At 64.9% G+C, this 13,595-nt stretch carries 14 protein-coding genes and 1 pseudogene; 5 read left to right on the top strand and 10 right to left on the bottom strand.

Annotation, left to right across the window (positions count from 1 at the left end):
* Positions 1–74 precede the first annotated feature (74 nt).
* The 3 genes and pseudogenes from F3J15_RS09060 to F3J15_RS37740 all read left to right on the top strand — a co-directional run.
* Positions 75–848, top strand: a complete 774-nt coding sequence (locus tag F3J15_RS09060; protein WP_166889931.1) for a transporter substrate-binding domain-containing protein — start codon at positions 75–77, stop codon at positions 846–848.
* A 60-nt stretch (positions 849–908) separates the two neighbouring features.
* Positions 909–2,024: a succinylglutamate desuccinylase/aspartoacylase family protein gene (locus F3J15_RS09065; RefSeq protein ID WP_166889934.1), complete on the top strand. Its 1,116-nt coding sequence runs from the start codon at positions 909–911 to the stop codon at positions 2,022–2,024.
* Between the two features lie 238 nt (positions 2,025–2,262).
* Positions 2,263–2,361 (top strand): annotated as a pseudogene (locus F3J15_RS37740) (DUF1016 domain-containing protein); the annotation flags it as partial.
* Between the two features lie 238 nt (positions 2,362–2,599).
* Here F3J15_RS37740 and F3J15_RS09075 read toward each other — a convergent pair.
* Complete coding sequence (locus F3J15_RS09075) at positions 2,600–3,388, bottom strand: IclR family transcriptional regulator (RefSeq protein WP_039367952.1); 789 nt, start codon at positions 3,386–3,388, stop codon at positions 2,600–2,602.
* A gap of 228 nt (positions 3,389–3,616) precedes the next feature.
* Between F3J15_RS09075 and pcaF the strand changes: the two genes are divergently transcribed.
* Positions 3,617–4,819: a 3-oxoadipyl-CoA thiolase gene (pcaF, locus tag F3J15_RS09080; RefSeq protein WP_166889940.1), complete on the top strand. Its 1,203-nt coding sequence runs from the start codon at positions 3,617–3,619 to the stop codon at positions 4,817–4,819.
* Between the two features lie 91 nt (positions 4,820–4,910).
* Here pcaF and F3J15_RS09085 read toward each other — a convergent pair whose 3' ends face one another.
* The 3 genes from F3J15_RS09085 to F3J15_RS09095 form a co-directional block, all read right to left on the bottom strand.
* Positions 4,911–5,438, bottom strand: coding sequence for a DUF523 domain-containing protein (locus tag F3J15_RS09085; RefSeq protein ID WP_166889943.1), 528 nt, complete (start codon positions 5,436–5,438; stop codon positions 4,911–4,913).
* 82 nt (positions 5,439–5,520) lie between these two features.
* Positions 5,521–6,081 carry an N-acetyltransferase gene (locus tag F3J15_RS09090; RefSeq protein ID WP_166889946.1) on the bottom strand — a complete coding sequence of 187 codons (561 nt, stop codon included), beginning with the start codon at positions 6,079–6,081 and terminating at the stop codon, positions 5,521–5,523.
* Positions 6,078–6,935: a class I SAM-dependent methyltransferase gene (locus F3J15_RS09095; RefSeq protein ID WP_166889948.1), complete on the bottom strand. Its 858-nt coding sequence runs from the start codon at positions 6,933–6,935 to the stop codon at positions 6,078–6,080. Before F3J15_RS09095 ends, F3J15_RS09090 begins: the two co-directional genes overlap by 4 nt.
* 324 nt (positions 6,936–7,259) lie before the next feature.
* Here F3J15_RS09095 and F3J15_RS09100 point away from each other — a divergent pair, with 324 nt between their 5' ends.
* Positions 7,260–8,804 (top strand): PAS domain-containing methyl-accepting chemotaxis protein, encoded by a 1,545-nt coding sequence (locus F3J15_RS09100; RefSeq protein ID WP_166889951.1) that lies wholly within the window; start codon positions 7,260–7,262, stop codon positions 8,802–8,804.
* A 118-nt stretch (positions 8,805–8,922) separates the two neighbouring features.
* Here the strand turns inward: F3J15_RS09100 and F3J15_RS09105 are convergent, their stop codons facing one another.
* Genes F3J15_RS09105 through F3J15_RS09130 form a run of 6 tightly spaced genes read right to left on the bottom strand, consistent with a single transcriptional unit; the run spans position 8,923 to position 13,477 of the window.
* Positions 8,923–9,501: a TerD family protein gene (locus F3J15_RS09105; RefSeq protein ID WP_089448511.1), complete on the bottom strand. Its 579-nt coding sequence runs from the start codon at positions 9,499–9,501 to the stop codon at positions 8,923–8,925.
* Positions 9,502–9,533: 32 nt separating this feature from the next.
* A complete protein-coding gene (locus tag F3J15_RS09110) occupies positions 9,534–10,109 on the bottom strand; it encodes a TerD family protein (RefSeq protein ID WP_069252586.1) in 576 nt (191 codons plus the stop codon).
* 28 nt (positions 10,110–10,137) lie between these two features.
* Complete coding sequence (locus F3J15_RS09115; RefSeq protein WP_166889965.1) at positions 10,138–11,169, bottom strand: TerC/Alx family metal homeostasis membrane protein; 1,032 nt, start codon at positions 11,167–11,169, stop codon at positions 10,138–10,140.
* Positions 11,170–11,180: 11 nt separating this feature from the next.
* Positions 11,181–11,630: a tellurite resistance TerB family protein gene (locus tag F3J15_RS09120; RefSeq protein WP_166889968.1), complete on the bottom strand. Its 450-nt coding sequence runs from the start codon at positions 11,628–11,630 to the stop codon at positions 11,181–11,183.
* A gap of 48 nt (positions 11,631–11,678) precedes the next feature.
* Positions 11,679–12,887 (bottom strand): TerD family protein, encoded by a 1,209-nt coding sequence (locus F3J15_RS09125; protein WP_166889971.1) that lies wholly within the window; start codon positions 12,885–12,887, stop codon positions 11,679–11,681.
* Positions 12,884–13,477, bottom strand: a complete 594-nt coding sequence (locus F3J15_RS09130; RefSeq protein WP_166889973.1) for a TerD family protein — start codon at positions 13,475–13,477, stop codon at positions 12,884–12,886. The genes F3J15_RS09125 and F3J15_RS09130 overlap by 4 nt, the downstream gene beginning before the upstream one ends.
* Positions 13,478–13,595 lie beyond the last annotated feature (118 nt).

Below are 13,595 nucleotides of genomic sequence, written 5' to 3' on the forward strand. Positions count from 1 at the left end.
CGGCGGCGCGTGCGCACTACGATCGCAGGCAGTCCGGCTCGTGCCGTTTGCCCATCGTCCCGCCTTCGTCGACCATGAAACGTACCTTCCTGCCGCTCGTTTCCCTATGCCTTGCGCTCGCGGCCGGTTCCGCGCACGCACTCGATGCGCGCCCCGTGCGCCTCGGCATCGATCCGACCTATCCGCCGATGGATTCGAAGGCGCCCGACGGCAGCCTGAAGGGCTTCGACGTCGATCTCGGCAACGAGATCTGCCGCCGTGCGCAGTTGCGCTGCCAGTGGGTCGAGCTCGAATTCTCCGGGATGATTCCCGCGCTGCAGGCGCGCAAGATCGACGCGATCCTGTCGTCGATGGCGATCACCGAGAAGCGCGAGAAGCAGATCCTGTTCTCGTCGAAGCTGTTCCGCTTCAAGTCGCGGCTCGTCGCCCGGCCCGGGAGCGGCGTCGACAGCACGACCGCGTCGCTTGCGGGCAAGCGCGTCGGCGTGCAGTCGGGCACGCAGTTCGAATCGTGGGCGCTTGCGCACTGGGCGCCGGCCGGCGTCAGCGTGGTGCCGTACAAGAGCCAGGACGACGTGTTCGCCGATCTCGTCAACGGCCGCCTCGACGCGGCATTGCTCGGCACCGTGGAAGCCGACTACGGCTTCCTGCGCACGCCGAAGGGCAAGGGCTTCGCGTTCGTCGGCGCACCGCTCGACATGGGCGATCGCGGCGTCGGCATCGGCATGCGGCAGTCGGATACGGCGCTCAAGGCGTCGATCGACGGCGCGATCGCATCGATGCTGAAGGACGGCACGTACGACCGGATCGCCAGGAAGTATTTCGACTTCAACCCGTACGGCGACTGAGTGCCGAGCCACCTCGACGTTTCACCCGCTTCTTCGTTTTCATTTCGTTCGAGACCATCGATGCAGATTCGCACCACGCCGCTCCTGTCGCCGTCGATCGGCACGCAGCGCACACTGACGAGCTTTCATTTCGGGCCGGCCGATACCGGCCGCAAGATCTACCTGCAGGCCGCGCTGCACGCGGACGAGACGCCCGCGATGCTTGCGGCGTTCGTGCTGAAGCAGCGTCTTGCACAGCTCGATGCCGACGGCCGGCTCGCGGCCGAGATCGTGCTCGTGCCGGTCGCGAACCCGGTCGGTCTCAATCATCATCTGTTCGGGCAGTTCATCGGCCGTTTCGATCTGGCGAGCGGCCGCAACTTCAATCGTGGTTTCCTGCCGCTTGCGGAAATCGCCGCGCGTGCGCGTGGCCAGCTAGGCGACGACGGCGAACGCAATCGCGCGATCGTGCGCGAATGCGTCGGCGGGGCGCTCGACGAGATCGCGCCGCGCACGGAGTTCGATGCGCTGCAGCTCGCGCTACTGAAGCTGTCGCACGACGCTGAGGTCGTGATCGACCTGCATTGTTCGCTCGAAGCGGTGATGCACGTGTACACGAGCGATACCGCATGGCCGGAAGTCGAGCCGCTCGCGCGTTATCTCGGCTCGGAGGTGTCGCTGCTTGCCGAGGATTCGGGCGGGCACGCGTTCGACGATGCGCATCACCTGCTGTGGTCGCAATTGCGGCAGCACTTGCCGGCGGGCACGCCGATGGCGGCCGGCACCGTGGCCGTGACGGTCGAGTGCCGCGGCCAGCGTGACGTGACGTACGACTATGCGGAACGCGATGCCGATGCGCTCGTCGATTATCTCGTGTGGCGCGGTGCGGTGCAGGGCGAACGCAAGCCGCTACCGCCGCTCGCCGCGCCGGCCACGCCGCTGGCCGGCAGCGAGCAGTTCTATGCGCCGGTGAGCGGGATACTCGTGCACCGTGCGGCGATCGGCGCGACGATCCGTGCGGGCGATCCGCTGTTCGACATCGTCGATCCGCTGACCGATGCGGTCACGACGATCTCGAGCGCGACCGACGGCGTGTTCTATATGCGCCGCGCGATTCGGTTCGTCACGGCCGGCGCGCCGCTCGGCCGCGTGACGGGCACGGTGCCGGTGCGAAAGGGGATGTTGCTCGGCGCGTGACGATGCCGTGTCCGACGGATTCGGAACGCAATTTCGTTCCTGTCAAATTGATCGAACGGGCGCGCGCCCGTAAATTGAGCGGCGCGGAGTTCGCTCCGTGTTGTGCAAGAAGGATGTTGCAGAGCGATTGGAGTTTGAGCGGGCGGCCTGTGCCGCCCGTTTTTTTATTTCACTGCGACGACGGTTCGGCAGCAGGCCGATGTCGGCGCCGTTGACGGAAGATGACGGCGGTGGCCTCGCCGTGAAGAATTTTCGCCGCGTGGTGCAGATTGCCGTCACCTTTCCGGACGAGCAGATTGTCGTATCGCTGATACGACAATTGAGCTGGACACATTGGGACGGTCTTGGGTTCGGTCGTCGGAACTTGCAGCAGAACCGATCATTCTTCTTAACCACGCCAATCCGCCAGACAGTGTCTGGCGAATCGTCCCCGGCACCGGTACAGTCGAGAAGGCTCGACGAACAGGCGCAGCGCTTCACGCCACCGTGGTCCGTCTATGTGCGGGCTGCTGTCGGCCCAGGACGACCAGGCGCGCGGGTTCCACGAGGCCGAAGCGTTGCGTGACGGCTCGCGCTCACCCCCGCCGCGCCACCAGCTCCGACACCGTCTGCGCGGCCTGCTGCAGCGGCCCGAGAAACTCCTTCACCATTTGCTTCGCGGTATGCCGCTGCGCGTTGCCGCTGATGTTCATCGCGGCGATGATCTGCCCACGCCGGTTGCGGATCGGCGCGGACAACGACATCAGGCCCACTTCGAGTTCCTGGTCGACCACCGCCCAGCCCTGCTGGCGCACCTGCGCGATCGCCGCCTTCAGTTCGCCGAGATCGGTGATCGTGCGCGGCGTATGCGCGCGGATGCCGCTTTGCGCGAGCGTTTCGTCGAGCTCGGCGTCGTCGAGCGCGGACAGCAGCACGCGGCCCATCGACGTGCAGTACGCGGGCAGCCGGCTGCCGATCGACAGGTTGATCGTCATGATCTTGCGGGTCGGCACGCGCAGCACGTAGACGATCTCGGTGCGGTCGAGCACGGCCGCCGAGCAGCTTTCGTGGATCTGCGCGGACAGCTGCTCCATCACGGGATCGGCGAGATTCCAGAACGGCATCGACGTGAGGTACGCGAAGCCGAGTTCGAGGATCTTCGGCGTGAGCCGGAACAGCCGGCCGTCGGCCTCGACGTAGCCGAGCGTCTGCAGCGTGAGCAGGATCCGGCGCGCGCCCGCGCGCGTGAGCCCGGTGGCCGAGGCGACCTCGGTGAGCGTCTGCTCCGGACGGGCCGCGTCGAACGCGCGGATCACCGCAAGGCCGCGCGCGAACGACTGGACATAGGAGTCGCCGGGTTTCGTCTGAGTGTCTTCGGTTGTCATGAGCGCCTGGAATATCGTGCAGCCGAGAAGATAGCGCATGGGGCCTGGCACGCCAACTGCGCGGCGGACCGCGCGCTTGACAGGTCGTCCCCGCACTCCCTATGATGCGTTGAACGTTCGATACACGATCTTATGTTCGTATATAGAACATTTAAGCGCATCCCGACGGGCAATGCAAGGGGCGCGCCCTGTTCATTCCCCCAGCCTGTCCTGGGACCGGAGACACTGATGACCGAAGCTTTTCTGTGTGATGCGATCCGTACGCCGATCGGGCGTTACGGCGGTGCCCTGTCCGGCGTGCGCGCCGACGACCTGGGCGCGGTGCCGCTCAAGGCGCTCGTCGAGCGCAACCGCGACGTCGACTGGACGGCGATCGACGACGTGATCTACGGCTGTGCGAACCAGGCCGGCGAGGACAACCGCAACGTCGCGCGCATGTCGGCGCTGCTCGCAGGGCTGCCGCAGGGCGTGCCGGGTTCGACGATCAACCGCCTGTGCGGTTCCGGGATGGATGCGGTCGGCGTGGCCGCCCGTGCGATCAAGTCCGGCGAGGCCGCGCTGATGGTCGCGGGCGGCGTCGAGAGCATGACGCGCGCGCCGTTCGTGATGGGCAAGGCCGCGAGCGCGTTCGCGCGGCAGGCCGACATCTACGATACGACGATCGGCTGGCGCTTCATCAATCCGCTGATGAAACAGCTGTATGGCGTCGATTCGATGCCCGAGACGGCCGAAAACGTCGCGGTCGACTACAACATCAGCCGCGCCGACCAGGATCTGTTCGCGCTGCGCAGCCAGCAAAAAGCCGCGCGTGCGCAGCAGGACGGTACGCTCGCCGACGAAATCGTTGCTGTCACGATTCCGCAGAAGAAAGGCGATCCGGTGGTGGTCTCGCGCGACGAGCATCCGCGCGAGACGTCGCTCGAAACGCTGGCGAAGCTGAAGGGCGTCGTGCGCCCGGACGGTTCGGTGACGGCCGGCAATGCGTCGGGCGTCAACGACGGCGCCGCCGCGCTGCTGCTCGCGAACGAGGAAACCGCGAAGCGCTACGGCCTGACGCCGCGCGCACGCGTGCTGGGTATCGCGACAGCCGGCGTCGCGCCGCGCGTGATGGGCATCGGCCCCGCGCCGGCCACGCAGAAGCTGCTTGCCCGGCTCGGGATGACGATCGACCAGTTCGACGTGATCGAGCTGAACGAGGCATTCGCGTCGCAAGGTCTCGCGGTGCTGCGCATGCTCGGTGTTGCCGACGACGATCCGCGCGTGAACCCGAACGGCGGCGCGATCGCACTGGGCCATCCGCTCGGCGCGTCGGGCGCGCGTCTCGTGACGACCGCGATGTATCAGCTGCATCGCACGAACGGCCGCTTTGCGCTGTGCACGATGTGCATCGGCGTCGGCCAGGGCATCGCGATCGCGATCGAACGCGTCTGACCTCGTCACATGGCGAAGCGGCAGCGCACGCGCCGCTTCGCGCTATCCGAATCGATGCGCGGCACGAGGGTTCTCGTGCCGCGCATCGTCGTTAACCGGCCTGCGACAACTGCTCGAGGCGCGCATCGAGTGCGTCGATCTCGGTGTCCGCGAACACTTCGATGCCATGCTCGCGCAGCAACGCCGCCGTGACACCGGCGCCCGCGTGCCGCCGGTTCTCGAAACTCCCGTCATAAATGAACGTGCTGCCGCACGACGGACTGCCGTCGGCCAGGATCGCGAAGCGGCAATCGTGCGTGAGCGCGACGGCCAGCGCGGTGTGCGCGCCGGACACGAACGGCGCCGTCACGTCGTTGCCGTTCACGTCGACGATGCGCGCGGCGCCCGACAGCACCCGCTGCCCCGATTCGCCGCCGGCGATTTCGGCGGGCGGGCGCGGCACGCTGAAGCCGCCGGCAAGCTCGGGGCAGACGGGCACGAGGCGCCCTTCGCGCTGCCACCGTTCGAGCGCCTCGTGTGCGGCGGTCCTGGCCGAGCCGTTGTAGCGGACCGGATGACCGACCACGCACATGCTGACGAGGATTTTCGGCATGGCTTGCGGCTGCGCTTCGTTCTGCAATTTCGCTCTCCGTGATGCCGCGATGGCCGATGGCGGCCGTGGCAAAGCGGGAAATTCTACGCGTCACCCGCGCGCCGGTGCGTCAGGCCGTCGGCGCTTCCAGATGAATGTCTTCCGGCTCGAGCGCGTACAGCGCCGGGTCGGGCGATGCGCTGACCGTGAAGCCGAGCCGCAGGTAGAAGTCGATCGTGTTCTGCGACGGCGTCGCCGACACATACAGGCGCGCAGCGCCCATCGCGCGCGCCTGCTCACGGGCCGCGCGGTAGAGCTGCTCGCCGAGCCCGCAGCCGCGCCAGTCGTGGCTCACGTGCAGGAACTTCAACTGCAGCATGTCGCCGTGCGGGCCGAGCGGCTGGCTGTCGACGAAGACCGCCGCGACGAGCCGCGCGCCGTCGAACATGCCGACGCACCACCCGCCGCGATCGTGGCAGTCGAGCAGGATCGGCGTGTAGTGGTCGGCTTCGCCGTCGGGCCAGCCCGCGACGTCATAAAAGTCGGGAACGAGATGCAGCGTGCCGTCGCGCAGCACATACAGGTGCTCGATGATTTCGCGCCGGTCGATGGTCCACACAAGCGGCACCTCGTCGCGTGCGAGCGGGCGTTGGCAAAGCGCGTCGCGTTCGGCGGCGGTGCGGCGCGTCATGCGGCCTCCCGATGCGCGGCGATCGCATACATCAGCGGCAGGCGCGGCATGTGATCGGGCGGCACCATCCGGCGGCCGTCCAGCTCGCGCATGCCGTCGAAGCCCTTCCAGCCGTTCGCATACGGGTATTCGGTCAGGCGGTCGATCGCGAGCCCGGCCGACACGAGCGCGTTCACGACATCGCCGATGCCCCACATGAACTCGTAGCTCGGATGCGGGTTCGCGAAATCGACGACGCCCGGATGGTCGTGCTGTGCGCCGAGCCCCGTGCCGGATACGGCAACGTAATCGCCGACACCTGCCGGCTCCTCGGTTGCGTCGGTCTGGAAATAGTCGTAGTGCGGCTTCCAGTGTTCGTCGAAATACAGCGCGAACGGATGAAACTCGACCATCGCGAAACGACTGCCCGGCGCGAGCAGCGCGGCGATCCCGCGCGCCCATGCGTTCAGGTCGGACAGCCAGTAGATGGCGCCGTACGACGTGAACACGCGATCGAAGCGTTCGCCGCGCGCCGCGGCCTCGGGCATCCAGTCGAGCACGTCGGCGCGCTCGAAGCGCGCGGGCAGGCCTGCGTCGGCCGACAGTTGCCGTGCGAAGGCGATCGCTTCGTCGGAGATGTCGACGCCCGTCGCGTCCGCGCCGTCGCGCACGAGGCTCAGCGTGTCCTGCCCCGCGTTGCACTGCAGGTGCAGGAGCCGCAGCCCGCTGACGTCGCCGAGCAGTTCGCGTTCTTCCGGAAAGAGCGTCGAGCCGCCTGCGCGAAAAAATGCGGCCTGATCGCCTTTATGGCTGTTATGCGCGACTGTCGCCGTATTCCACGACAGCCGATTCAGTTCGTGCAATTCCTTTTTCATCGAATTCGAATACCGGTTGAATGGAGCAGGATAGACGGAATCGTTTTGCCGCGTGCAACGGCCGATACGCATTGTCCTGCGCACGGGTTGGCCGGGCAGCGTGGCGTGACATGTGGATGAACACGCGCGGCGAATATTGCCGGATTATTTGATCGAAATCATGGTGGCCGCCGAATTGAATATTTTATGCGAAGAAAGGGTAAGGTTTTTCCCCAATATGCCGACAGTAAGATGAAAACCGTCGTAAAGCGATAAACCGTTTTTCGGCTACTGAGCGTGAAGTCAGCGCGACGCGGACGTCAGATCCGCTTTTCGGAGCCTTGCATGCGCAATAACCAGCCCGTTACCCAACAGGAATTCGATTTTCCCGACGACGTCACGCTGATGTCGACGACCGACGCGGACAGCATCATCACCTACGCCAACACGACGTTCGCACAGGTGAGCGGCTTCACGAACGAGGAACTCGTCGGCCAGCCGCACAACGCGGTGCGCCACCCGGACATGCCGCGTGAAGCGTTTGCCGACATGTGGGCGACGCTCAGGCGCGGCGAGCCGTGGACCGCGCTGGTGAAGAACCGCCGCAAGAACGGCGATCACTACTGGGTGCGTGCGAACGCGATTCCCGTGATGCGCAACGGCGAGCCGCAAGGCTACATGTCGGTGCGGACGAAGGCGCCGCACGACGAGTCCGAGGCCGCCGATGCGCTGTATCGCGCGTTCCGCGAAGGCAAGGCCGGCCAGCGCCGGTTCCACAAGGGGCTGGTGATCCGCACGGGGCTGCTGCGCATCGCGTCGCTGTCGCAGACGATGTCGGTGCGCGCGCGTGTCCACTCGGCACTGTGCGTGCTCGCACCGGCGGTCATCGGCGCGGGCTGGGCATGCGGGCTGGCGGGCGGCGCGCTCGCGGCGTTTGCCGGCGTGACGGTCGGCGTGGCGGCGGCGGCCGGCCTGTGGCTCGACGCGCAGATCGTGCGTCCGCTGAAGCGGCTGCACGACCAGGCGTTGAACGTCGCGACCGGCGAAAGCCGGCGCGGTGTGCGGATGAACCGTGTCGACGAGATCGGCATGACGCTGCGCACGATCAACCAGCTCGGTTTGATGTTCCGCTGGCTCGTCGACGACGTCAGCGAGCAGGTGCACAACGTGCAGCGCGCGAGCAACGAGATCGCGCAGGGCAACAACGACCTGAGCGCGCGCACCGAGCAGGCGGCGTCGAGCGTGCAGGAGACGGCCGCATCGATGGCCGAGATGACGGCGACCGTCGACAGCAACGCGGAGACCGCGCTGCAGGCGAACCGGCTCGCGATGTCGGCGAGCGAGGCGGCCGGGCGTGGCGGGCAGGCAGTGGGCGAGGTCGTCGCGACGATGAGCGACATCACGGCCAGCTCGCGCAAGATCGCCGACATCATCGGCGTGATCGACGGCATCGCGTTCCAGACCAACATCCTTGCGCTGAACGCGGCCGTGGAAGCGGCGCGCGCGGGCGAGCAGGGGCGCGGCTTCGCGGTGGTCGCCGGTGAGGTGCGGGCGCTCGCGCAGCGCAGCGCGAACGCGGCGAAGGAGATCAAGACACTGATCGGCGCGAGCGTCGAGCGCGTCGAATCGGGCGCTCGGCGCGTGGACGAGGCGGGCAAGACGATGGAGGACATCGTCACGCAGGTGAAGCGCGTGTCGGACCTGATCGCGGAGATCAGCTCGTCGACGGTCGAGCAAAGCACGGGCGTGTCGCAGGTCGACCAGGCGGTGGTGCACCTGGACAACATCACGCAGCAGAACGCGGCGCTGGTCGAGCAGAGCACGGCGGCGTCGGAAAGCCTGAAGCAGCAGGCGACGCGGCTGGTGGATGCGGTGAACGTGTTTCGGTGAGCGTGGCTTGCCTCGTTGGCCTTCACGCATTTCGACCGACCTCACGCGTGGTGTACGCCGTTCAGTTGCGAACTGAACGGCGTGATCGGTCAAACCACGGATTTTCCTGCCTTTCGGATCAGCCGATGCTCACACCGTGAGCTTCTGCCAGCGGCTTCAGGCCACCCGCGAAACCTTGTCCGATCGCCTTGAACTTGAATTCGTCGTTGTGGCGATACAGCTCGCCGAAGATCATGGCGGTTTCGGTCGATGCGTCTTCGGACAGGTCGTAGCGGGCGATTTCCTTGCCGTCGGCCTTGTTGACGACGCGGATATAGGCGTTGCTCACTTGGCCGAATGACTGCTTGCGGGCTTCGGCATCGTGAATCGTGACGGCGAAGACCAGCTTCTTCACGTCGGCCGCCAGACCGGCCAGCTTCACGTTGACCTGCTCGTCATCGCCATCGCCCTGGCCGGAACGGTTATCGCCCAGGTGCTCGATGGAACCGTCGGCGGACTTCTTGTTGTTGTAGAAGATGAAGCTGGCGTCGTTCAGGACTTTGCCGTTTTCACCGGTGACGAAGACCGAGGCGTCGAGGTCGAACTCGGTGCCGTCGGTGACGCGCGGGTCCCAGCCCAGGCCGACGACGATTTCGCTCAGGCCCGGGGCCTCTTTCGACAGGGAGACGTTACCGCCTTTGGACAGACTTACAGCCATGGTGTGATTCCTTGTTCAGGTGAGGAGACCGTTCAGAAGTTCATGCCGTAGCCGTTGGCCAGGGCACGCAGGCCGCCGGCGTAGCCTTGGCCAACGGCGCGGAATTTCCACTCGCCGTTGCTGCGGTACAACTCCGCGAAGATCATCGCGGTTTCGGTGGAGGCGTCTTCCGCCAGGTCGTAGCGGACCACTTCGGCACCGGAGATCTCGTTCACGACGCGGATGAACGAATTGCTGACCTGCCCGAAGTTCTGCTTGCGCGCTTCGGCGTCGTGGATGGTGACCGTGAAGGCGATCTTGTCGATGTCGGCCGGAACGCGGCTCAGGTCGACCTTGATGACTTCGTCATCGCCGTCGCCCGCGCCGGTACGGTTGTCGCCGGTATGTTCGACAGAGCCGTCCTGGCTGCGCAATTGGTTGTAGAAGATGAAGTCGGCTTCACCGCGGACTTTGCCGTTGGCCCCCAGCAGGAAGGCGCTGGCGTCCAGATCGAACTCGGCACCATCGGTTGCGCGCGGGTCCCAGCCCAGGCCAACCAGGATTCTGGTCAGGCTCGGGTCGGTTTTGGACAGGGAGAGGTTGCCGCCTTTTTGAAGAGTCAGTGCCATGAAAACAGCTCCTTTGGGTTGTGACGGGTTACTGATTTTCGGTTTGCGCGTCTTCCTTGTTCGGGAAGATCACGCTGGCCAGGATTCCGATTGCCAGGACCACCAGTACGATGAGCAGGCTGGTGTTCGGGGAGATGCTGATACCGTGGTGGAACAGATGGTCGGTCGCGTTCAAGCCCAGCTTCGCCGCGATGAAGAACAGCAATACGATCACTGCCTTTTCCAGATGCACCACGTAGCGCTTCAGCGCTTCCAGAACGAAATACAGCGTGCGGAGGCCAAGGATGGCGAACAGCATCGCCGAGTAGACGATCAGGGGTTCACGGCTGACTGCGATGACCGCCGGGACCGAGTCGAACGCGAACAGGACGTCGGACACTTCGATCACGACCAGGCAGAGGAACAGCGGCGTAGCGAAAAGGCCGCCTTTGGCCGCCAGGCTCATGTCCCGCTCGGCCGTCCGTACTTCCGACTCGAGCTTCTTGCGGCTCACGAAAAAGTGGTGGCCGTGCAGCCTGGGCCATACGGGGAAGAGCTTTTTCGCGAAGCGGCAAGCAAGATGCTGCGAGTAATCCTTCGCCTCGTCATCGTCGTCACCGCCCTTGAGCATCATGACGGCGGTCCACGCCACGATCAGCGCGAAGGCGATCTCGACCCAGGGCCCGAATGCCAGCAGGCCGGTACCGATGACGACGAAGACACCACGGAATACGATGGCCCCGATGATGCCCCAGTGCAGGATGCGGTGACGCAAGCCGTCCGGGACCTTGAACCAGGCGAAGATCGCCATGAAGACGAACAGGTTGTCGACGGAGAGGACCTTCTCCAGTGCATAACCGGTCAGGAACAGGCTGGCCACTTCCGCGCCGTGCTGCACGTACAGGAAGCCGGCGAATGCAAGGGAGATGGCCACCCAGAATACCGACCAGATGGACGCCCGGGCGAGGGTGACCGGCTTGTCGTCGCGGTGGGTAACCATGTCCAGCAGCAGGGCGGCCAGCGCCAGGCCGACGAATACCGCCATGGTCAACGGCGGGAAGCCAATGTGTGTCGTTTCCACGTTTCGGTTTCCTACAGTTCGAAGTCAACCGGGTTCAAGCCGAGCTCCAGGCAGATCAGGCGGCAAGCCGCTTTTTCCTTGTCGTCGAAATGGCCGTCGGATGCGCCGATGGCACAGGCCACGCGCACCAGCAAGCGTGCTTCGCCGTCCTTGCCCTTGATCTTGCCGATGGCCTTCAGCGCCTCGGCCTGGCCGATCTGGAAATCGAATTCGAACTTGCCGCAGGCGTCGCTGAACACCGTGATCACGTCGTTCAGGTTGAAGACCTTCAATTCCGGGGAGTTGTTGATGAAGCCGACCATCTTCAGCTTCTCTTCGGATTTGATCTCGCCATCCGCGGCGGAGATCAGCGCGCAAGCATTGGCGGTCGCCTCCATGAACGTTCGGTTCTTGAATTTGGCGACTTCGATGGTCAAGGTTTCGCGGGCTTTGGCCGCGTTGGTTTTCAGCCAGTCGAGCATGTGTTTCCTCTCAGTGAGCGGGGCCGGACGGCCCCGCCGGGTCATGGGTTACTTGGAGCCTGCTTTCCAGCGCATCCCCCAGCCGTAGGCACGATCCATTTCCTCGTGTCCGGGGTGGAAGTCGACTCGACGAGAGACCTTGACGGCCCCGTTCACGTTTTCAAGCAGGGCAATCGCGCACATGCCGTGGCGGCCGCCTTCCTCATTCATGCGAACTTCGATTTCGGACTGGCCAGGCACGAAAATGGTTACAACGCCGTCAGTTGCCTTCCAGTTCGGCGCGCCGTCGTAGATGAACGCGAAAATCAGGATGCGTTCGATCTTGTTCCACTGTTGCCCATTGATGCGAAGCCACTCGCCATCGGCAACGGAGCCGGTACGGTCATCTCCCATCAGCTGGATGTAGGGTTCCGCCCGCAGATCGCCGAAACGCTTGCCGAGCGCCTGCACGGCCCCTTTGAGTCCGTCCTGCATTTCAAACAGGCAACCCAGGTCCAGATCGATGGCACCGCGTTTTCCCAGGAAGCCGCCGAGCAGGCCGCTCGTACCCTGGTTCCAGTTCAGGTTCACCTTGATTTCACCGAAGCCGGCAGCGGTCTTCTCCAGATTGATGCTGGGGCGTGATTTGTCGAGCGTGACCTTGCTGAGTCGGATCGTGGACGCCGGTGCGCCAGGCGGGACCGGCGCGAGCGCCGGCGCCGGTACGGGCGAAGGGGGCGGCGCGGGAGGGCTCTGCGTCGGGCTACCGGAAGGCGCGGCAACGTCGACTCCGAAGTGCTTGGCCAGCGGCTCCAGGCCGCCCGCAAAGCCTTGTGCGACACAGCGGAACTTCCATGCGTCCTGACGGCGGTAAAACTCCCCGAGGATCAGCGCAGTCTCATTCATCCCGGCAGTCGGGATCTGCGCCTCGATCCCTCCCGTCACGGCCAGTGCCAGCATCGAAACGCGATCGAAGGTCGCCTTGTTCTCGTGGATGGTCGCGGTGAGCGCGACTTTCTCGACGGCAGGGTCGATTCGAGCGAGATCCACGGTGAACGTTGCCCGGCCGGCCGTCGTGGCGGTCAACTGAACCGCGCCGCCCAGGACGCTTGTTTGGCCGTAGAAGCACATGTCGCCATCGCCTCGGACTTTCGCGGCAGCGGTGAGCGCGAATGCAGAGATATCGATCTCGGCGCCGGGAATCGGCGCGTAATTGATGTCCACACGCAATTGACCGGTGGCCACCGGCGCATTGCCGCCAGGTACCAGTGTCGTCATGCTCGCACCGCCTGAATCGCCAGATTGACGAGATCGTCCGCGGTGCGGCCGTGGGTGGACTGGCCGATCGCCTTGAATTCCCAGCCGCCGCCGCCACGGCTGAGGCTGGCCATGACAACACCGGTGTGGCGACCTTTCTCCGCCAGGTTGAAGCGCGCCAGCTCCTGGTTGTTCGAGTCGTCGAGGATGCGGCAGTAGGCGTTTTCGACCTGGTCGAACGTCTGACCGCGAAAGCTGTTCACGGTGAACACCAGGTGCTGGATGGTGCCCGGCAGGCGCTGCAGGTCGACGTGGATGGTTTCATCGTCGCCGTCACCTTCGCCCGTCAGGTTGTCGCCGGAGTGCTCGATGGCGCCGTCCCTGGATTCCAGTTGTCGGAACCAGACCAGGTCGACGGATTTCATGTCGCCGTCCAGCAGGATGCAGGAAGCATCGAGGTCGATGTCGTTGCTGCCGCCGCCCAGCATCTTGGAGAAGAAGCCGCCGGACTTTACCGGGTCCCAACCCAGGCCCAGACTAATCGAGGTCAAGCCACGGCCCGCGGTTTTTTCCAGAGAGATGCTCTGATTCTTGCTCAGGGTGAGTGCCATCTTTACGCTCCTTGTTGATCTTCAGTGTTCAGTGTTCAGTGTTCGGTGTTCAGTGTTCGTGTGAGGGATCGGACGGAGTCACATTCCAGAGTCCCCGGCTTTGCTAAACCGCGAGCGG

Source organism: Burkholderia sp. Ap-955, assembly GCF_011753045.1.
Taxonomy (GTDB): Bacteria; Pseudomonadota; Gammaproteobacteria; order Burkholderiales; family Burkholderiaceae; genus Burkholderia; species Burkholderia lata_D.